General features: G+C 46.5%; 16 protein-coding genes and 1 pseudogene. 11 read left to right on the forward strand and 6 right to left on the reverse strand.

Going from position 1 to position 19305, the window contains the following annotated elements; translation table 11 throughout:
* Positions 1 to 69: 69 nt before the first annotated feature.
* Positions 70 to 1605, reverse strand: coding sequence for a sensor domain-containing diguanylate cyclase (locus tag GZN30_RS07130; protein WP_232060467.1), 1536 nt, complete (start codon positions 1603 to 1605; stop codon positions 70 to 72).
* Positions 1606 to 1923: 318 nt separating this feature from the next.
* On the opposite strand from GZN30_RS07130, the gene GZN30_RS07135 reads away from it, so the two are divergent.
* The 7 genes from GZN30_RS07135 (at position 1924) to GZN30_RS07165 (ending at position 10573) form a co-directional block, all read left to right on the forward strand.
* Entirely contained in the window at positions 1924 to 2556 is a 633-nt protein-coding gene (locus tag GZN30_RS07135) for a DUF2760 domain-containing protein (protein WP_075648589.1), read from the forward strand.
* On the forward strand, positions 2556 to 4502 hold the full coding sequence (locus tag GZN30_RS07140; RefSeq protein ID WP_075648590.1) for an Hsp70 family protein: 1947 nt from the start codon (positions 2556 to 2558) through the stop codon (positions 4500 to 4502). The genes GZN30_RS07135 and GZN30_RS07140 overlap by 1 nt, the downstream gene beginning before the upstream one ends.
* Before the next feature lie 57 nt (positions 4503 to 4559).
* Entirely contained in the window at positions 4560 to 7373 is a 2814-nt protein-coding gene (locus GZN30_RS07145) for an Hsp70 family protein (protein WP_075648591.1), read from the forward strand.
* Between the two features lie 99 nt (positions 7374 to 7472).
* Complete coding sequence (locus GZN30_RS07150) at positions 7473 to 7868, forward strand: hypothetical protein (protein ID WP_075648592.1); 396 nt, start codon at positions 7473 to 7475, stop codon at positions 7866 to 7868.
* Between the two features lie 41 nt (positions 7869 to 7909).
* Positions 7910 to 8509 (forward strand): thiol:disulfide interchange protein DsbA/DsbL, encoded by a 600-nt coding sequence (locus tag GZN30_RS07155; protein WP_075648593.1) that lies wholly within the window; start codon positions 7910 to 7912, stop codon positions 8507 to 8509.
* A 61-nt stretch (positions 8510 to 8570) separates the two neighbouring features.
* Positions 8571 to 9257, forward strand: a complete 687-nt coding sequence (locus GZN30_RS07160; protein ID WP_075648594.1) for a DNA-3-methyladenine glycosylase I — start codon at positions 8571 to 8573, stop codon at positions 9255 to 9257.
* Between the two features lie 125 nt (positions 9258 to 9382).
* Positions 9383 to 10573: an alpha/beta hydrolase gene (locus GZN30_RS07165; RefSeq protein ID WP_075648595.1), complete on the forward strand. Its 1191-nt coding sequence runs from the start codon at positions 9383 to 9385 to the stop codon at positions 10571 to 10573.
* Between the two features lie 49 nt (positions 10574 to 10622).
* Here the strand turns inward: GZN30_RS07165 and GZN30_RS07170 are convergent, their stop codons facing one another.
* From GZN30_RS07170 to GZN30_RS07190, 5 genes and pseudogenes are all read right to left on the reverse strand, one after another.
* A complete protein-coding gene (locus GZN30_RS07170; protein WP_075648596.1) occupies positions 10623 to 11108 on the reverse strand; it encodes a VOC family protein in 486 nt (161 codons plus the stop codon).
* 648 nt (positions 11109 to 11756) lie between these two features.
* Positions 11757 to 12719: pseudogene (locus tag GZN30_RS07175) on the reverse strand (transposase).
* Positions 12720 to 13031: 312 nt separating this feature from the next.
* Complete coding sequence (locus tag GZN30_RS07180; RefSeq protein ID WP_075648597.1) at positions 13032 to 13382, reverse strand: YajD family HNH nuclease; 351 nt, start codon at positions 13380 to 13382, stop codon at positions 13032 to 13034.
* A gap of 159 nt (positions 13383 to 13541) precedes the next feature.
* Positions 13542 to 14456 (reverse strand): pseudouridine-5'-phosphate glycosidase, encoded by a 915-nt coding sequence (locus GZN30_RS07185; protein WP_075648598.1) that lies wholly within the window; start codon positions 14454 to 14456, stop codon positions 13542 to 13544.
* Positions 14450 to 15544 carry a PfkB family carbohydrate kinase gene (locus GZN30_RS07190; protein WP_075648599.1) on the reverse strand — a complete coding sequence of 365 codons (1095 nt, stop codon included), beginning with the start codon at positions 15542 to 15544 and terminating at the stop codon, positions 14450 to 14452. Before GZN30_RS07190 ends, GZN30_RS07185 begins: the two co-directional genes overlap by 7 nt.
* A 366-nt stretch (positions 15545 to 15910) precedes the next feature.
* Between GZN30_RS07190 and GZN30_RS07195 the strand changes: the two genes are divergently transcribed.
* The 4 genes from GZN30_RS07195 to GZN30_RS07210 are packed head-to-tail and all read left to right on the forward strand — an operon-like array spanning position 15911 to position 19303.
* Entirely contained in the window at positions 15911 to 16558 is a 648-nt protein-coding gene (locus GZN30_RS07195; protein WP_075648600.1) for a hypothetical protein, read from the forward strand.
* 9 nt (positions 16559 to 16567) lie between these two features.
* Positions 16568 to 17266, forward strand: coding sequence for an ABC transporter ATP-binding protein (locus GZN30_RS07200; protein WP_075648601.1), 699 nt, complete (start codon positions 16568 to 16570; stop codon positions 17264 to 17266).
* A complete protein-coding gene (locus GZN30_RS07205) occupies positions 17254 to 18519 on the forward strand; it encodes an ABC transporter permease (RefSeq protein ID WP_075648602.1) in 1266 nt (421 codons plus the stop codon). The genes GZN30_RS07200 and GZN30_RS07205 overlap by 13 nt, the downstream gene beginning before the upstream one ends.
* Positions 18512 to 19303, forward strand: a complete 792-nt coding sequence (locus GZN30_RS07210; protein ID WP_075648603.1) for an outer membrane lipoprotein-sorting protein — start codon at positions 18512 to 18514, stop codon at positions 19301 to 19303. Before GZN30_RS07205 ends, GZN30_RS07210 begins: the two co-directional genes overlap by 8 nt.
* Positions 19304 to 19305: the final 2 nt, after the last annotated feature.

Genomic DNA, 19305 nt, shown 5'->3' on the forward strand with positions numbered 1-19305 from the left:
GTAGGTTGTAACTAAGGGGCAAAATTTTACCGCAAAGCGTTAGCCAACCCAAGTCTAACCACAATAGAATCATGACTGTTCGTCGACTTCTTGGGCAATTGTGACGCAATTTCGCCCCGCTTCCTTGCTTAAATAGAGCTGCGCATCAGCAAGTTGCATGATTTGCTCAGCATCTTCATCTTTACGAATTACTGCACCAATGCTCAAAGTGCACGTCACGGCATGTGTACCAATCTGCGTGGTATGGTCACACATCGCTTGGCGAATACCCTCCAAATAGCGACGTAATTCTTCAACATCAACCAGGCTGCTAATAATACAAAACTCATCACCACCAAGACGAACCAAATGATCATCAGGGTGCAAATAACGTTTTACGGTATTTGCCACATGCGCAAGCACTTGATCGCCACCAGGGTGACCGTAACTATCGTTAATACTCTTAAACTTATCAATGTCGAAGCCAGCAAGAGCAAACGGGCGATCCTCTTCAATCGCATTAGCAATTAAGTCATTAAACGCACGTCGGTTATAAATGCCGGTCAGCGCATCGTGATTAACCATAAATCGTAGTTCTTCTGTACGATCCTCTAATAATGATTCAAGGTGCGACTGCGCTCTAACTTGCAAAAACATGATGTAACTAAGCAATAGAGCAATAACAAAACCACCGATGGTAATGGCTGAGAGAACAAGTTGATCGTTCACGGTAATGTCTTCAGTCAAACGAAAGCAAATACGCCACTCACGATTAGGTAATTCAATCTTGGTCGAAATTTCATAGCCCGAGGATTGCTGCCAGTTTTTACTTTCAAACAATACTGGGTCATCTTCCGCATCAAAGCCGAGATCAACCACACGCACTTCCAGCTGCGTTTTCGCTGCAGTGCGCGTCATTAAACCATCGAAATAACTTGAAGTGCGAATAACACCAATCACCACCCCAATTAAATTTTGATCATTGTTACGGTCAAACACTGGATGGTAAACCAAGATGCCATCTTTTTTAGTGGCTTTGTCATGACCATCTTGTAGCAGGCGGACTTTATCGGAAACACTGACTTTTTGGTGTGCGCGTATATTATCGAGAATCAATTGAAAACGCATACGGGCATCATAAAAGCCCAGTACCTTTTGGTTTACTGGATTGACAGGGTAAATATCGCGGGCAACATAAATCGGTTCACCTGCGGGCATGATATAGCCGTAAGTTAACGATTTATCTTTGGGAACCGTATAAAGCTCAAACTCTGGGTTTTCCTGACGAGCTTGCGCTAAAAATTGTGGAATATCTTTCTTTTCGACTTTTTGCATCCATTGCAAAGTAATCAGGGTATTCGAGTCAGCGATTACCTCATTAGCAAAGGTTTGAAACTGCCCCCATTGAGATGGGTCAACAGAATAAAAAAAGTTCGCTCCAGCGCCAATTTGATCTAAATCGTTATCAATAAATTCTTTGAGTATTTCGGTTTGTCGTTCCGCTAAACTCTCAAATATGCGTTTGCCGTAGCTGAGCTGCATCTGGTATGAGTAAACCGCAACGAGAAAAGTAACGAGCATCGCGACTAAAAATACCAGAGAACTGTACAGCCATTTTTTATCCATTTTCATCTTCATTATATTTATATTTATCGTTTTAACTTCCTATCGTTATAGTAACTCCTACCACTTTAGTACTAAAACACCTCGTAGCCATATTTCAGCCAATTTTGCTAATTAACCAAGGTTTTATCGCAGAGTGAGAATTTACTTTGCCTAAAAAAAAATCAACCAGTGCTGTCTATACTGTTTCTTATACGTTTTGTGCGAGATTCTGCGCTTGAATGTGTTACCATCCACCCCAATTTACTTATGATTACTGGCTATTAGCCCAAGTGACGCTTTTAGCAGAACTTGAACTCTAACCTATTAAAGAGAATTGTCATGACGTTCGATTTACAAATGATTCCTCAAACGTTCGATATGCTGCACGCAGGTCTTGCTGCATCAAGTGTTCTATTACTTCTTGTCGCGGTGTCGCGCAAATCCAAAGTGATTGAGAAAGTGGTCGAAAAACCGGTTGAGAAAATCGTTGAGGTTGAAAAACCAGTCGAAAAGATCGTTGAAGTAGAAAAGATTGTTGAAGTTGAAAAAGTGATTGAAAAAGTTGTTGAAGTTGAATCAAAACTTGCAACAGCAAACACAGATTCAGCGATGCAGCTACTTTCTATCATGCAACAAGAAGCGCGCTTAATTGACTTCCTAAAAGAAGACCTGACGTCATTCTCTGATGAAGAAGTTGGCGCTGCGGCTCGCGTTATCCACACTGGCGGTCAAAAAGTACTGGCTGACTACGTAACGCTTGAGCACATTCGTAACGAAGAAGAAGAAACTCGCATTACAGTTGAAGAAGGTTTCAACCCACAGCAAGTACGCCTAACAGGCAATGTGACTGGTCAAGCTCCGTTTAGCGGCACGCTAGTACACAAAGGCTGGAAAGCGACTGATATGAAGCTGCCAAAATTGGCTGAAAACTATGACGCTTCTGTAATTGCACCAGCTGAGGTAGAGCTGTAATGGAACACCAACAAACAACTGAATCTGTAGCAACTGAACAGACTCATCCAGCATTTAGCGTTGGTATTGACTTAGGTACCACGCACTGTGTGATGTCTTTCCTAGACACTCGCAACGAAGACGCGCAAGTTGAAGTGATGGCAATCCCTCAACTCACCGCGCCAGGTACTGTGGAAACTCGCAGCCAACTTGGCTCGTTCCTATACCAACCACACGAACATGAGATGGACGCATCATCTCGAGTACTGCCTTGGTCAACCGAGCCAAAAGCACTGGTTGGTGCTATTGCTCGTAACCTCGGTTCTAAAACGCCAATTCGTTTAATCGCGAGTGCGAAATCATGGCTTTGCCATGGTGGTGTCAACCGCCGTGATGCTTTCCTTCCTGCGGGCAGCCCAGAAGAAGTAGAAAAAGTATCGCCACTACGTGCAACTGAGCTGTACCTAGAGCATCTAACTGCTGCATGGAATCACGCCCACCCAAATGATCCGCTGCAAGAGCAAGATGTAACTATCACTGTTCCTGCATCATTTGACCCAGCAGCACGCGATTTAACCGCAGAAGCGGCGCGTAATGTTGGTCTTGCGCACCTTACTTTACTAGAAGAGCCACAAGCGGCACTTTACAACTGGATCGACAACAGCGGCGACAAATGGCGCGAACAAGTTGTCGTCGGTGATATCGTACTTGTAGTCGATATCGGTGGTGGTACCACTGACCTTTCTTTGGTTGAAGTAACTGAAGAAGATGGCAATCTAACGCTTAACCGTATTGCAGTAGGTGAACATATCCTACTGGGCGGTGACAACATGGATCTCGCGCTGGCTTACCGCCTAAAAATGAAACTGGCGCAAGAAGGCAAAGAGCTGCAACCATGGCAAGTTCAAGCGATGACTCACGCGTGTCGCGATGCAAAAGAAGCACTGCTTAACGATGCAGAGTTGCAATCAGTGCCAATCGTAGTACCAAGCCGTGGTTCAAAACTGCTTGGCGCAACGCTGAAAACTGAGCTAACCCAGCAAGAAGTACAACAAACTCTGGTTGATGGCTTCTTCCCGAAAGTGGCGATCACGGAGCACCCGGTACAACGTAACCGCGGCGCATTGACGCAAATGGGTCTGCCTTATGCACAAGACGCTGGCATTACTCGTCATATTGCAGCTTTCCTATCTAAGCAAGCTAATGCATTGTCTGTTTCAGGAAATGGCGACGCTGCACCAGCGCAAGAGTACAACCCATTTGCTGGCATGCCAGGTATGGGTGGTGAAGCGCCATCAGCGGACTTTATCAAACCAACAGCGATTCTATTCAACGGTGGTGTGCTTAAGTCAACGTTGCTATCAAACCGCTTAGAAGAAACGATTGGTGAGTGGCTGATTGACGCGGAAGCTGAGCTACCAAAACGCCTAACCGGCACTGATTTAGATCTTGCTGTGGCAAGCGGTGCTTCATACTACGGCTCTGTACGTCGTGGACAAGGTGTTCGTATTCGCGGTGGTATCGCATCAAGCTACTACGTGGGTATTGAAAGCGCGATGCCAGCGATTCCAGGCATGGCACCACCAATGGAAGCGCTTTGTGTGGCACCATTTGGCATGGAAGAAGGCTCAAGTGTTGATGTACCAAGCCAAGAGTTTGGTCTTATTATCGGTCAACCGGTTAACTTCCAATTCTTCGGTTCAACAGTACGTCGTGATGATCTAGCAGGTACTCACCTTGATTACTGGGCGCCAGAAGAGCTTGAAGAGCTACCTGAGATTCAAGTAACGCTGCCAGTATCCGAAGGTCGCCGTGAAGGTGAAGTGGTTCCAGTAACCCTAGCCTCTCGTGTAACCGAGCTTGGCACGCTATACCTTGAAGCGATTGCCGCAGACAACGGTCAAAAATGGCACGTTGAGTTTGACGTCCGCGAAGACGCGAAAAACGACGCAAACGAAGAACAATAAAAGACAATCTAACGGCATCCAATCGGGTGCCGTTTTTTGAATACACGAAGGTTTGTAATGGCATCTCCTCGTTTTCTCGTTGGTATTGACCTTGGTACCACCAATACTGTGGTGGCTTACTGTGAAATTACTGACGACCTACAACAATCCGAAGTCTCCCTATTTGCTATCGACCAGCTGATTGGCGCTGGTGAAGTGGTGCGTAAGCCGCTCCTGCCCTCTTTTCGTTACCATCCGGCTGTTGGGCAAATCTCACCAAGCGATCTCACCCTGCCTTGGCAAAACCAGCCAGTTGCCGGTGATATTGAACATGTGATCATTGGTGAATGGGCACGAGAGTTGGGCGCCAAAGTCGAAGGTCGCCAAGTTTCCAGTGCAAAAAGCTGGCTATCACACCAAGCGGTTGACCGCAGCTCAGATATTCTGCCTTGGGCAGGCGCTAGCGATGTTGAGAAAGTCTCACCGGTAGTCGCCAGTGCCAGCTACTTAAATCACATCCGCCAAGCGTGGAACTACCGTAACCCAAGCAACAAACTCGAAGACCAAGATGTGGTTGTGACAGTGCCAGCCTCATTTGATGAGACGGCGCGAAAACTCACCTTGGAAGCAGCAGCACTGGCAGGCTTAAATAAAATCGTCTTGCTTGAAGAACCGCAGGCTGTTTGTTACGACTGGTACGCTCGCCACCAGCAAACCGCTGCCGATGAACTGAAACAACTACCGCTGATTTTGGTGTGTGACGTGGGCGGTGGTACCACCGACTTAAGTTTGATTGAAGCCAGTTTTGCTGCCGACAATGGCGATGAGCTCGCACTGAACCGTATTGGCGTGGGCGAGCACCTTATGCTTGGTGGTGATAACCTCGACCTAGCCCTGGCTCACCTTGCGGAAAGTCGCTTCAATCAAAATAAGAAGCTTAATGCAGCCAGCCTTACCAAGCTGATTCAGCAAACGCGCAAAGCAAAAGAAAACCTGCTGTCAGCTAACGCACCTGAGCAAGTGAAAATCACTATGCTTGGTAGCGGTTCGAAGCTGCTTGGCGGCACTAAAAGTATCGATTTGAACAAAGCCGAAGTGCACCAAATCGCACTGGATGGCTTCTTCCCTATCAGCGATTTTGCTGAACTGCCAGATAAACGCCGCAGCGCGGTGGTTGAGTTCGGTCTGCCTTACGTGGCAGATCCGGCGGTCAGTAAGCATGTGGCGGAGTTCTTAACTCAGCATCAGCAAGTGTCTCGCGCAGCGCTGGGCATTGAAGATGACAAACAAACCGCGATTCCAGTCGGCTTGTTGCTTAACGGTGGTGTATTCAACAGTGAACTCATTACCGATCGCGTCACTACCTTACTAGAAAACTGGCGCGGCGGTGACATCACTGTACTCGATAACCCACACCCAGATTGGTCAGTAGCACTCGGTGCGGTCGCCTTTGGTAAAGCTCGCCGTGGTGCGCAGCTTAAAATCGGTGGCGGCGCGGCGCGCTCTTACTTCTTGCATCTACAAGAGAAAAACAAGCTTGGTAAAGCGCTCTGTTTACTGGCTAAAGGCACTGAAGAAGGTCAAGAGATCCGCTTAAGTGGTCGCCGTTTCTCGCTAACACTTGGCGAGCCAGTACGCTTTAATTTGCTGACATCGACTCACGATACGCTTAGCAATCAGACCGCAATCCAAAACGGTGTGATGGTTAACGTCGATCCAGACCTATTCCAGCCACTGCCACCTTATATTTCGACCTTGGACAGCGAAGGGGTGGAACTGCACGCCAACCAAAAAGAGCGCGTTGAAGTCCTACTTGCTTGTCAACTTACCGAAGTGGGCACCTTGAAGATGGAGTGCGTTTCAACTCAGGACGAGAGCAAACGCTGGGCGCTGGAATTTGAAGTGCGTAACCAACAAGCTGCCGAAGAAGAGCAGGATCTGCACCCGCGTTTAAGCGAGTGTAAAGAGCTGATTAGCCGTATCTACAGCGCCAATAAAAAGAGTGCTGAAAACAACGAAATCAAGACGCTGGCTAAAGATCTGGAAAAACGCCTTGGTCAGCGTGATGAATGGGACTTCACTACATTACGCCAACTGTTTGATGCTTTTGCCACCGGTCGTAAACGTCGTCGTCGCTCTGAGCAACATGAGAAAAACTGGCTACGACTGGCTGGCTTCTCACTTCGCCCGGGCTTTGGTGATGCCACCGATGGCTGGCGCATCGAACAGGTGTGGAGCCTATACCAACAGGGTATCCAGTTTAAAAACCATCAAGGTTGGACAGACTGGTGGGTGTTCTGGCGCCGCATTGCCGGCGGCTTAAATCAAGAGCAGCAAGAAACCATCCTGGCAGATATCGCCAAATATCTGCACCCTGGTGCGATGAAAAACCCACAATCTGCCAAAGCGGCGCAAGATATGGGTTATGAATCGATGGTACGTCTATCAGCCTCCTTAGAGCAATTGGATGTGGAAGATAAAGTGCTGCTGAGCAGTTGGTTCTTAAGTAAAGCCATCAACCACAATCAGTTCCAACAAGCGCACTGGTGGGCGTTAGGTCGCCTTGCGTCGCGTACGCCACTTTATGGCAGCCAACACAATGTGGTGAGCCGTGAGCAAGCGGAACAATGGCTACCTAAGATACTCGAGCAAAACTGGCAGAAAGAGCCGATGATTGCCTTCGCGGCGGTCATGATTTGTCGTAAAACGGGCGATCGCCTGTTCGATATTTCTGATGACTACCGCCAGCAAGTATTGGCAAAGCTTAAACAGAGCAAAGTGCCGGAATCATGGCTAGAGTTGGTTGCTGAAGTCAAAGAGCTGTCTGCAACTGAGTCAAAACGTGTCTTTGGTGATGCCCTGCCAAGCGGCTTAACCTTAGTCAATCATTAATCAAAACCTAAGCCACCTGTTTGACATATTTGTAAACTAGGTGGCTTTTGTTTATCCATCAGTTAGAATAAACCCGGATTGGATAAAGGTAGTGCATTGATGCAGAAAACAAATCGACAGTTACTGATCGCTCTGTTTAGCGCGTTTTGCTTGTTATGGCTAAGCGCAATCAATGCCGTACAAGCGAGCACGACACTACCCAACCACCAGCCGATGAGCGAGCCAAACCCCACCGTTACCGAAGTCACGCAAGTTTGCCCTGAGCAAGAAAGTTCATCACCGCACACCTCTCATCATGCCAAAGTAGAGCATCAAAGCTGCTCCTCATTTTGCGTGATGAAAATACCCTTTGAGCCGAGCCATCATGCGCTGCAAATCGCGCCTAGTGCCATCGCGCTCATTGGACAAGAGCAAATAGCCAAAGCGATCAGCCGTGTTCAAACCCTATTTCGTCCTCCGATTCACTTAGCCCTAATCGACTCCTTTCATGCTTAACGCATGCGCATTAAATCAAGTTAACTATTAGGAACTAAATCATGAAGAAAATTTTTGCCCTATTCGCCTCGCTCGCGGTTGCTTTTTCAGTACAAGCAACAACTTTCACTGAAGGTGATTACTATACGGTTATCGATCAACCAAAAGCAGACCAGCCGACCGTTACTGAGTACTTCTCTTTCTACTGCCCGCACTGCTACCAGTTCGAATCAATCGTTAAAAACCTCAAGCCAGCACTGGCTGACGATGTCACGTTTGAAAAAGTGCATGTTGGTTTTATGGGCGGTCCGATGGCTGAGCCTATGGTCAAGGCTTACGCGACTATGGTGCAGCTACAAGTCGAAGACAGCATGGTTCCAAAGATGTTTGAGCAAATCCACATCCTACGCAAAGCACCACAAAACGAAGAGCAACTGCGTGAAGTGTTCACGAAAAACGGTGTCAGTGCTAGCGCGTTTGACCTGGCTTACAACAGCAATGCCGTTGAAGAAAAACTGGAAGAATACAACGAACGCTTTAAAGACAGCACGCTACGCGGTGTGCCTGCGGTGGTGGTTAACAACAAATACATTGTGGTGGCGAACAAAGTTAAAAGCTTTGACGAGTACAACCAGTTAGTCAATTACCTACTGACTCTGTAACAACCACTCAACTATCTAAGCCAGAGCATCGCTCTGGCTTTTACTTTGACGGAAACGATTTATGAATTTAGAGCACTTTGACGCCATCTATCAACGAGCAGCAGAGCGTAAAGGTGGCGAAGCGCAACTCGAAGCGATGCTCAGCACCCCACTGAGCAAAGAAGCACTGGCGGCTATTCCAGATGATCGTTGGTTGTCTGCATTCTCAATGAAAGTGTTCCAAAGTGGCATGAGTTGGAAAGTAGTTCGCAATAAATGGTCAAACTTTGAAGAGCTATTTTTCGGCTTTAAAATCGGACCACTGTTGATGTTATCCGATGAACAGTGGGAAGCGAAATCGACCGATAAACGCATTATTCGCCACCACAGTAAAGTGATGTCTATCGCCGCTAATGCGCAGATGATTTATGAAGCGGGTATCGCTCATGGCTCATTCGCAACCACGGTAGCAAACTGGTCTAGTGACGATATCACTGGACTGTGGCTCTATCTGAAAAAGCATGGTCAACGTTTGGGGGGTAATACAGGTCCTTATTCGCTGCGCCAAATGGGTGTGGATACCTTTATTCTCTCTGGTGATGTAGAAGCCTACTTACGCAGCTACAAAATTATCGAAGGCGGTAAAGACACCAAACGCTCACTTGCTCAGTGCAATCAAGCCTTTGCTCATTGGCAGCAACAAAGCGGTCGAAGTCTCACCCACATCAGCCAAATCATTGCATTTAGCTGCGGTGATAATCGCCTGTAATTCGGATCTCTATCGCGCCTCTTTGCACTTCTTTACACTAGAAGTGCAAAAGGCATGATGAATGTTCAGATTCCATTCATTATTCCCAGTTAAAATCGCCTTATCAAAACCTGTTAATCTCTATTATGCGTAAATTACTGGCTTTACTTCTTCCACTGGTCACTGTGGCATGTTCTTCCAATCAAACTCACCCGCTCTATACCCCATCAAACATAGAGCCGGTCACTAGTTATGATTCCTTTGACTCTTACGTTGAGCAAACTAAACAACAGCTACTCGCTAATCGCTACTTTCTGACTCAAGACAAGCAGGCAGAATTACAAGCGAATCTGCCCGCGGAATTAAAACCAAGTGATGCGAACAAAAACAACAAAGGTATCTTGCTGATACACGGGTTGGGAGACTCACCCTACTCGTTTGTCGATATCGCTGAGTCATTACGTGAGCAAGGCTTTCTAGTTCGTACGGTTATACTTCCGGGGCATGGCTCACGACCTGCTGATATGCTGGATGTCGATTATGAGCAATGGAATCAATTAGTTGAAAAGCAGGTTGCACTGCTCAAGCAAGACGTTGATGAGGTTTATTTGGGTGGTTTTTCTACTGGCGGGAACTTAGCTTATTCGTATGCCGCGCAAGATAACGATATCGCTGGTCTGATGCTATTCTCACCGGGCTTTGTCTCCAACGAACCTTTGGCGTTTGCAACTCCGTGGATCTCTTGGATCAAACCATGGCTAATTGAAGTCGAACCGGGCAACGTGACGAACTACACCCGTTACTTTATGGTGCCAACCAATGGTTTCGCTCAATATTACAACACCAGTAAACAGGTTACGGATAAACTGGAAGAGCAACCGTATGACAAGCCTGTCTTTATGGTGCTGACTCAACACGATAGCGTGCTCGATACCCGTGCAATCAAGCAGCTATTCGATTCTCAGTTCACTAACCCGAATAACAAACTAATTTGGTTTGGTGACCAAATCTCGGCGGTTGAAGGCAAAACTCGTTACATCAACAGTTACAACAGAAAGCTGCGCATCAGTAATATGTCGCACATGGGGATCCTCTACTCACCTGTTAATCCTTACTACGGTATCAATGGCAGTGAGCGAATTTGCCGCAATGGTTCGGATATGACGGCTGACGATATCAAGCGTTGTAATGCCGGAGAAGAAGTGTGGTATAGCGCGTGGGATGGGAAAGCGAACAAACATATTCACGCAAGGCTCACCTTTAACCCATGGTATGGCGTAATGATGGATGACTTAAAAGCGACCTTTAAGCTCGGCGAATCAGCTCAAGCTCGGTAACTTCGCATAAATAGCAAAAAGACGGGCACTGCCCGTCTTTCTCGGTTTATTACTCGTAATCAGAAGCGTAAGTCTCTTCATAAGTGTGGGAGTAAAGCTCAAATAGGTTACCAAACGGGTCTTCCATGTAGATCATTTGCGCTGGTTTACTGTCATCTTCTGGATGGTAACGCATGATATCCATGCGCGCTTTACCGCCAAACTCTTCAACACGTTTGATCACGCCTTCAAAATCATCTGTTTGCAGACAGAAGTGGAAAATACCTAAGCGAGAGAAGTCGACTTCATGGCGTTCTTGACGCTCTTTCATTTCAAACAGCTCAACACCGATACCGTCTGTCGTTACAAGGTGAGCAATGTTAAATCCTTTAAAGCCTTCACCAAATACCGCGATACACATGCGACCAATCGCACTTTCACGCTCTTCGATAACTTTGGTGTTACCCATTACGATGCGCAAGCCGAGAGCTTTAGTGTAAAACTCAACCGCTTTGTCCATCTCGCCGACCATAATACCTACGTGATTCATTTTCATAATGTGCTCCAATCTGTCTAATTTGTTGCCGATGTTGTTTCGATGAGGAGAGTATAGGGAGATAGATCGATTACGTGAAATTATGGTTTATTATGAAAATAATAATTTGATGTTATCAAAATTAAAGATTGAGAAGGAGTCTCGATGTATGACTCACTCTTCTCCTTGTAAGACACACACTACTATGCTGCGATCTTCTCCTTATAAGGACATACACTACAACAAAACCTAAACGCGCCTTGCCGGGACGCCTTGCCGAGACACACGCCAATAGCTTAGTTTGCTTTGAAGTCGATAAGAAAGGTCGAGGTGTATGTCCCTATAAACTGCAGTTTAAAAACTCAGAGTTGAGAGCCGAAAATCTTTACAAGAAATCTTTACAAGGACAGACACCTTAACAGAGCATCTTGTCAGAACACTCGCCATCATAGTAAGGACATACACCTTAAAGAAAGCCAACATATCGAAAGCTTGTGCTAATCAAAATTAGTCGTAGTTTGGCAAAGTCTGCAGCTCAGAGGAAAATTATCGTAGCAATTTGTATTTGCTCTCGAGAATTCGTTGGTAAGGGGATAAGAAAAGACCAACGAATGTCGATTTTCGTTGTTCAAAGTCCTTTGATGATTGGTGGAAAATAAGTGTTACTTCTTATCCATCTAAGCGAAATAAATGTATTCGCTTCTTATTGAGCATGTACCTAGCTCTCTCGATATGGTTTGCACACCCAACGGCTGAACTATGATACTTTTCGAGTTTAGAACAGGCTTTTAGCCAAGTTATTTGGCTAACATTCAGTCGCTCTAGAATTGGTGGCATCGTCGAACTCAAAGAAGCTCTGTCATCTCGGTATTGGCGCGCAGTCCAATCGACCAGTTCAATATAATCTATCAATCGAAATGGTATACCGTCTAACATTTCGTTGGTTGGATTACCGATAAACGGATATAAGCATGGCGCAGTTTCTTGTCGGTTGTTGAGCGCCTCTAATCTAGCTTGAATCGAAGTAAATTCCGATGTTTCTGGAGTATCTGCAATACCCGCTCTCAAAGGATTCAAATCTACATATGCCATTGCCGCAGCCAATGCTTGCTCATCCAACAATGCTTGGCTTTTAAAGCGACTCTCCCAAAAGTGCCCTCGACATTCATCTTCACGATTTGCTTTACAAGCGATGTCGAAGTTCAATTCCTTCATAAACCAACTGAGATTCCATAGCCGCTCTCGCCAAGATTCTATAAGCGTTGCACACACTTCGTTTTCAGTATTACAAGTTAACTCTCCGGCTAGTCAACGTACTATTAAGCTAGGAAGTTTATGATTTTGCTGCCAGCGCTCAACCACCTCTCGGTCAGATAAATTTAGTGCTTTATCTCGGTTAATATGCAAGACGAGATGGTAGTGATTACTCATGATCGCGTAGGCACAGATATCGATGCAATACACCTGAGCTAGAGCATACATTTTCTGCTCAATCCACTCACGTCTATGCTCGTAGTTTTGCTCAGTGACAGGATCTATCCCACAAAGGAAGCTGCGCCTGACGCAACGGGAAACACAATGATAATAAGGCGTTGCTTCCACAGAAACCTGATGTTTTCTCGCCGTAGTCATACTCATTTCCAAATTGAGGTAGGTAGACCTAGGCTAAAACACTCAAAAATCGCATCAACTCTAAATATCACAAACTATCGAACTGTTAACAGCAATTCATACTTTGCTTACTTTGCGATGACTGTCCTTATTGCTTGTCCTTATTGCTTTCTGTGTTATTGATCTTACTGCTTACTTGTTTATTAAAGCGTGGGTATTGAGGTGTGTGTCCCCGTAAAAGAATACCCGCAAAAGAACAACTGTTCTTGAAAGCAAAAAAAGACCCAGCGCAGTGCACGCTGGGTCTCTCATTCAATTTACTGCAAGAGCTAATTACTTGCCCTTTTTCATCATCGCCGCTAAATCTGCAAACGGGTTATGAGTCGCCGCTTTATGCTCATCTTGACCTGGTTGGATTTCGCTACCGTAGCGATCATGCTCTAAATATTTGCTGTGCTCATGGTCGTGACAGTACAAGCAAAGTAGCTCCCAGTTGCTGCCGTCGGCTGGGTTGTTGGTGTGGTCGTGGTCCTTGTGATGCACGGTCAGCTCGCGCAAGTTAGAGTAAACAAACTCACGTGCGCAGCTACCACATACCCAAGGGTATAATTTAAGAGCACGTTCACGATAATCGCTTTCTTTGCGTTTGTAGGCAGCACTGCTTCCGTAAAAATCTGACGACATTGTTTATAAACCTCGGTATTAATTTATGGCGATGCTACCACAGCTTAATTAGCAGTTATGTGCGAAATCACCGCTTATTTGATCTGATCGGGTACAAAAAAACCGAGATCAAATGATCTCGGTTTAGCATGATTGATAGCACACTATTGGCTAGGCAAATTATGCGTAGTATTGCTTCGCAATGTTTGCGCCAAGGCGTGCGTTGTTTAGCACTAGCTGGATGTTTGAATCTAGGCTGTTACCGCCCGTTAGTTCACATACGCGAGCCAATAGGAATGGCGTTGATTCTTTACCGAAGATGCCTTGCTCTTCTGCTTCTTTAAGTGCTGTTTCAATCGCTTCAGTGATTACTTGCGGTGACATTGCAAACTCGTGTGGAATTGGGTTAGCAATAACAACACCACCTTTTAGACCCATTTCCCACTTTGCTTTTAGCGCAATAGCAATTTCATCAGCGCTGTCTAGGCGGTAATCAATACCGTGCTCACTTTCACGGGTGTAGAACGCTGGTAGGCTGTCAGTTTGGTAACCAATCACTGGTACGCCTTGAGTCTCTAGGTACTCACGAGTTAGCGCAAGGTCAAGGATCGATTTAGCACCCGCGCACACAACAGCAACGTTAGTGTTAGCCAGTTCTTGCAAGTCAGCAGAGATATCAAATGTCTCTTGCGCACCACGGTGAACGCCGCCGATACCGCCCGTTGCAAATACTTTGATGCCTGCCATTTCAGCAATGATCATCGTAGCGGCTACCGTTGTTGCACCATCTTTCTTGCCTGCAACCATAAATGGAATATCGCGACGACTTACTTTCGTTACTGCTGTGCCAGCTTGTCCTAGGTGACGAATTTGCTCTTCATCTAGACCCACTTTTAGGCGACCGCCAATGATAGCGATAGTCGCAGGCACTGCGCCTTGGTCACGGATAGTTTGCTCAACCAACAGTGCAGTTTCAACGTTACGTGGGTAAGGCATACCGTGAGAAATGATCGTCGACTCTAAAGCCACAACTGGGCGATTATTTACAAGTGCCTCTGCAACTTCTGGTTGAATATCTACATAATTCTCTAACATTGTGAGCTTTCCTCTAATTGACGTTGTACTGCGTGTTCAGACATAGTGGTGTTAATGGTTTTGTCACTCTTGAGTGCCAAGCAAGCTGCCGCTAGGGCAAAATCGACACTTTGTGACCAAGACCAGTCGCTCATAAACCCATGAGCCAGACCAGCCATTAATGCATCCCCTGCCCCAGTGACGTTATTTACTTGGGTGGCAGAAGGTGAAATAAATCTTTGCTCTGTTTCGGTGCTTGAGAATGCCCCTTGGCTACCCAAGCTAATCAGCAGTCGCTTAACACCTTTTTGGTGTAGAGCTTGCGCGACATCTGGAAGCTGATCTAATGACTCAATTTGAATTCCAGAAAGCAGTTCAGCTTCAATTTTGTTTGGTTTTAGGGTGTGAATGCGGTCAAGATAAGGTTCCAGCTTGCGTGCTTTTACCGAAGAAACCGGGTCAACAAATATCGGTTTGTCACTATGAACGCTAAACAGATAATCGAGTGCACTCTCTGATAAGTTGGCATCGAGAATCAATGCACCACAGCGGCTTAGCACACCATCACGGGCAGCTAAGGTTTCACTATTCAGCTGTTCAATCAGCCCCATATCATTAAGGGCAATATGCATTTCACCATCTGGTCCATGAATGGATAAGTAGCTGCTGGTCGTTGCACCAGTAACCGTCAAGCAATGGTCAACACCGACATTGGCAAGATGACAAGCTTGCTTAAGTTGCTCCCCCCACTTGTCATCGCCAAGCGCACCAACAAACTGTACTTTGCTGCCGAGGCGACCAAGGTTATCGGCGATATTACGTCCCACACCACCAGCGCTGCTAGTTAGCACGCCTGGGTTGGAATCACCAAACACCAGCTCATTGCGAGCTAAACCACATAGATCCATGTTGGCGCCACCGATGACTACTGCGTAACGTTCAGGCGCAATCACATAGCCTTTTCCTTGAATAAAACCTTTGCGAGTCAGATTCATAATATGACCCGCAACGGCACTGCGGCTTAACCCTAATTTATCAGCGAGCGTTTGCTGCGCAATCATCGGATCTTGCTTAATCAGCGCCAGAATTTCATTTTCTCGCTCTGTCATTGTGACCTCATTCCACTGGGTGCAACCGCTGCACAACCAAACAATTGTTTGCAATATAAACATTTGTTTTTACACGGCAAACGTTTGCTTATAAATATGTGAGAATATCCACAAAAAATCAGCGTGTTAATTTCAAACAACCAAACGTTTGCAATAACAAAAAATGGGCTTTTTCTCACCTGAATGGGGAAATATCAGGCGCTATCACAATCATATCCTTCAAAAAACATTAATCGTCAATCGCCAACCATTTATCTCATGCTTTGACCATTTATCACGTCGATTAACCGTTCGTCGCATCGTCATGCAGCGCGCCCGCCATGCTCGTATTCTGAAAGCATTCAGCAAGGAAAAGGAATTTGAACAATGAAATCAGTTAAAACTCTACTCGCCGCCGCTATCGTGACGGCACTGACTAGCTTCAACTTGTACGCCAACCCAACACCAGAAATTTTGTCCGCTTACAACCAAGCCGCAGATGGCGATAAAGCATTAGTGGACACTGTCTATGGTCAATTGAATGCGTTAATTGAAGAGCAAGGCGCTAAACCGCTAAGCCTTGTGTACTTAGGCAGCACAGAAACGCTACAAGGGCGTGATGCATTTATGCCTTGGAACAAGATGAAATATACCGAGCAAGGTCTCGCCACCATTGCCAAAGGTATGGCTTTGATTGATTCGCTGCCACAAGACATCAACCAACAAGAGCGTATACAAGGTCTACCTGAAGCCTATCTAGCACAAGCAATGGCAGCGGTCACGTATACCTCTCTGCCTGATCTGTTTAACCATTTTGAGCGCGGTTACGACCTATATATCAACCTACTTAATCAACCGGACTTCGCCCATCAACCTTTCGCAGCCAGCGCTTGGGTTTACCGTACTGGAATTGAAGCGGCGCTACGTGCAGAAGATCTAGCGCAGGCAAAATCATGGTTAGAAGTGATGACTGAACTCGATGCGAACCACGATCAAACCCAAGCAGCACAAACCATGCTTGCTCAACAAAGCTAAGGTGGCGAAATGATCAATTTCAAGCATATCCAGCGTCACTACCAGCTCGGCGGGCAAACCGTACCCGCGCTGAGTGATGTATCAGGCGAAATCGCAGCTGGGGAAATGGTGGCACTGTGTGGACCGTCTGGCAGTGGGAAAAGCACCCTTCTTAACATTCTTGGTCTGTTAGACATGGACAATCAAGGCAGCATTGAGCTTAACGGCGCCCCGCTACCGAAAAGCGCAAAGTTAGCGGCACAAGTTCGTCGCTCACAATTTGGCTTTATCTTCCAACGTTTTAACTTGGTGCCTGTGATGAGCGCGCTAGAAAATGTCGCTTATCCTCTGATGCTAAACGGAGTAAGCAAGACTCAGCAGCAAGTGTTGGCAAGCCAAATGCTAGAAATGGTTGGTCTTGGCGGTTATCTACACCATTTACCCGACAATCTGTCCGGTGGTCAGCAGCAGCGCGTTGCCATCGCTCGCGCACTCGTGCACAAACCTGCCCTAGTGATCGCCGATGAGCCTACCGCGAGCTTAGATAGCAAAACCGCCAATCTGGTCATCGATATCATGCACCGCCTAGGCGCGGAGACCAATACCACCTTTATCGTTGCCACTCATGATGCGCGCATGGCAAGTCGTTGCGATCGCACCATTGAGTTGCTTGACGGCAAACTCAATCACTATCAACCAAACAACGAGGTGATTTCATGGGCAAGTTAACCCACGCCATCCTACCAAACTCGCTGCGTTTGGCATGGCTTAACCTAAGACGTAATCAACGTCGTACCTCGTTATCGGTTTTGATTGTGGCAATCACAGTATTTGCATTAACCAGCACTGGCGGATTTGGGCTGTATACCTATGACAGCTTAAAACAAGCCACTGCGCGCGATATTGGTCATTTGGTTATTTCAACACCGGGGTACTTTAGCAAAGATGAAGAGATGCCTCTTGCCAATGGCTTAGACAATCCACAGCCACTGATTAATCAATTGATGGCAAACGAGATGGTGCGCGGCGCGCAGCCAAGCATTGATTTTACTGGTTTGATTTCGAATGGAAATAAGTCGGCAATTTTCATCGGTCGCGGTGTCAATGACCGAGAATTCGATATGAAAGGACCGTTTCTCAATATGGAACAAGGTAAAACCCTTTCCAATATTCGCTCGCCACGTTACGACGCCGCAGAGCCAGAAGTGATGCTGGGTAGAGACTTAGCGCGTAACTTAAATGTCGCCATTGGCGATTGGGTCACATTGCTAGCAACCACCAGCGAAGGCGCGCTAAACGCTTACGATTTCAAAGTGCGCGGCACCTATTCAACGGGTGTACCTGAGATGGATAAACGCCAACTCTACATTCACATCAATAGCGCCCAAGAGCTACTGGTGAGCGACAAGATCAGCACCATTTCAGTGTTTCTTTTCCAGCTAGAGCAAACTGAACAAGCACAAAGCCAAATCGCAACACTGCTTGAGAGCCAAACGCAAAGCATGCAACTGACACCTTGGTACGAGCGGGCATTCTACTACCAAAACGTAAAAAGCCTTTATGACCGTATCTTTGGCATCATTGGCGCAATTATGGCGATGGTGGTGTTTGTTTCTCTGTTTAACACCATGACGATGTCTGTCACAGAAAGAACGCGTGAGATAGGCACTTTGTCAGCGCTAGGCAGCTACCCTGCTGAAATCATCGCAGGTTTCTCACGTGAAGCTGGGCTCATGGCTCTTATTGGTAGCCTAATTGGCTCCGCCACCGCCGCACTGCTCACGCTGTTTTTGATGCTCGCGGATATCCAAATGCCACCCCCTCCGGGGATGAGCCAAGGCTACCCATTGACGATCTATTTTTCAGCTGAACTCGCCATTGCCGCATCGGCAGGCGTGATAACCATCTGCTTAATTGCTGCGTTTATCTCAGCGCGCAAAGGCGTAAACAAACCCATCACTGAGGCATTGATTCATGTTTAAACATTACCTAACTAAACTGTTCACTCGCGCTATCAAGCTCAGCTGCTTGCTTACCCTTGTTGCCACGCCAGCTATTGCCGCGCTCACGCATACGGATGTCAGTCAACTGCTGGAAAAAGCGGACGACTATCGTCTCGGCGAAGATTCCGCCAAGGTAGTTTCAGTTGTATCTCTGTTTGAGACTGGCGAGCTCACCAAAACCCGCCACTACCATGTGTACTCGCGCCCTGATCGCGAGTCATTAGTGGTGTTTAAATCCGCAGTCGAAGCTGGGCAAAAAATGTTGATGCTGCAAGATAACTTTTGGCTACAAATGCCGAAGAGCCGTCGCCCTATTCGCATCACGCCAATGCAAAAGCTACTTGGTGAAGCGTCTGTAGGTGACATTAGCTCACTGACTTGGAGCCAAGATTACGTCGGCACTTGGGTCAAAGATACCCAAGTAACCGATGAAAATGGTCTGTCATACCCTACTCATCAACTTAAGTTAGAGGCGAAAACCGGCAGTGCGAGCTATCAAAAAATTGTACTTTGGCTAGAACAAGACACCGGCTTTCCAATAAAAGCAGATTTGTATCTCCGCTCAGGCAAACTGGCTAAACGAGCTTTTTTCATTCGCGGCGTTCGTAATAACCAACTCGCCGTGACTGCTATGAGCTTGCTTGATGCTATTCATAACAGCAAAAAAACCGTGATTGAATACCAATCGGTCGAGCCTTGGCAATTAGCTGATAAGTATTACAACCCAAGCTTTTTAGCACGCAATAACACCACGGAGCTGTAGCC

The sequence above is a fragment of the Vibrio ponticus genome, assembly GCF_009938225.1.
GTDB lineage: Bacteria > Pseudomonadota > Gammaproteobacteria > Enterobacterales > Vibrionaceae > Vibrio > Vibrio ponticus.

Bases quoted from the DNA above. Each gene is read 5' to 3' on its own strand.
- GZN30_RS07195 (WP_075648600.1), top strand. From the start codon at position 15,911: ATGAAATCAGTTAAAACTCTACTCGCCGCCGCTATCGTGACGGCACTG.
- GZN30_RS07145 (WP_075648591.1), top strand. From the start codon at position 4,560: ATGGCATCTCCTCGTTTTCTCGTTGGTATTGACCTTGGTACCACCAAT.
- GZN30_RS07205 (WP_075648602.1), top strand. From the start codon at position 17,254: ATGGGCAAGTTAACCCACGCCATCCTACCAAACTCGCTGCGTTTGGCA.
- GZN30_RS07190 (WP_075648599.1), bottom strand. From the start codon at position 15,544: ATGACAGAGCGAGAAAATGAAATTCTGGCGCTGATTAAGCAAGATCCG.
- GZN30_RS07140 (WP_075648590.1), top strand. From the start codon at position 2,556: ATGGAACACCAACAAACAACTGAATCTGTAGCAACTGAACAGACTCAT.
- GZN30_RS07160 (WP_075648594.1), top strand. From the start codon at position 8,571: ATGAATTTAGAGCACTTTGACGCCATCTATCAACGAGCAGCAGAGCGT.
- GZN30_RS07185 (WP_075648598.1), bottom strand. From the start codon at position 14,456: ATGTTAGAGAATTATGTAGATATTCAACCAGAAGTTGCAGAGGCACTT.
- GZN30_RS07200 (WP_075648601.1), top strand. From the start codon at position 16,568: ATGATCAATTTCAAGCATATCCAGCGTCACTACCAGCTCGGCGGGCAA.
- GZN30_RS07155 (WP_075648593.1), top strand. From the start codon at position 7,910: ATGAAGAAAATTTTTGCCCTATTCGCCTCGCTCGCGGTTGCTTTTTCA.
- GZN30_RS07170 (WP_075648596.1), bottom strand. From the start codon at position 11,108: ATGAAAATGAATCACGTAGGTATTATGGTCGGCGAGATGGACAAAGCG.
- GZN30_RS07135 (WP_075648589.1), top strand. From the start codon at position 1,924: ATGACGTTCGATTTACAAATGATTCCTCAAACGTTCGATATGCTGCAC.
- GZN30_RS07210 (WP_075648603.1), top strand. From the start codon at position 18,512: ATGTTTAAACATTACCTAACTAAACTGTTCACTCGCGCTATCAAGCTC.
- GZN30_RS07165 (WP_075648595.1), top strand. From the start codon at position 9,383: ATGCGTAAATTACTGGCTTTACTTCTTCCACTGGTCACTGTGGCATGT.
- GZN30_RS07180 (WP_075648597.1), bottom strand. From the start codon at position 13,382: ATGTCGTCAGATTTTTACGGAAGCAGTGCTGCCTACAAACGCAAAGAA.
- GZN30_RS07150 (WP_075648592.1), top strand. From the start codon at position 7,473: ATGCAGAAAACAAATCGACAGTTACTGATCGCTCTGTTTAGCGCGTTT.
- GZN30_RS07130 (WP_232060467.1), bottom strand. From the start codon at position 1,605: ATGGATAAAAAATGGCTGTACAGTTCTCTGGTATTTTTAGTCGCGATG.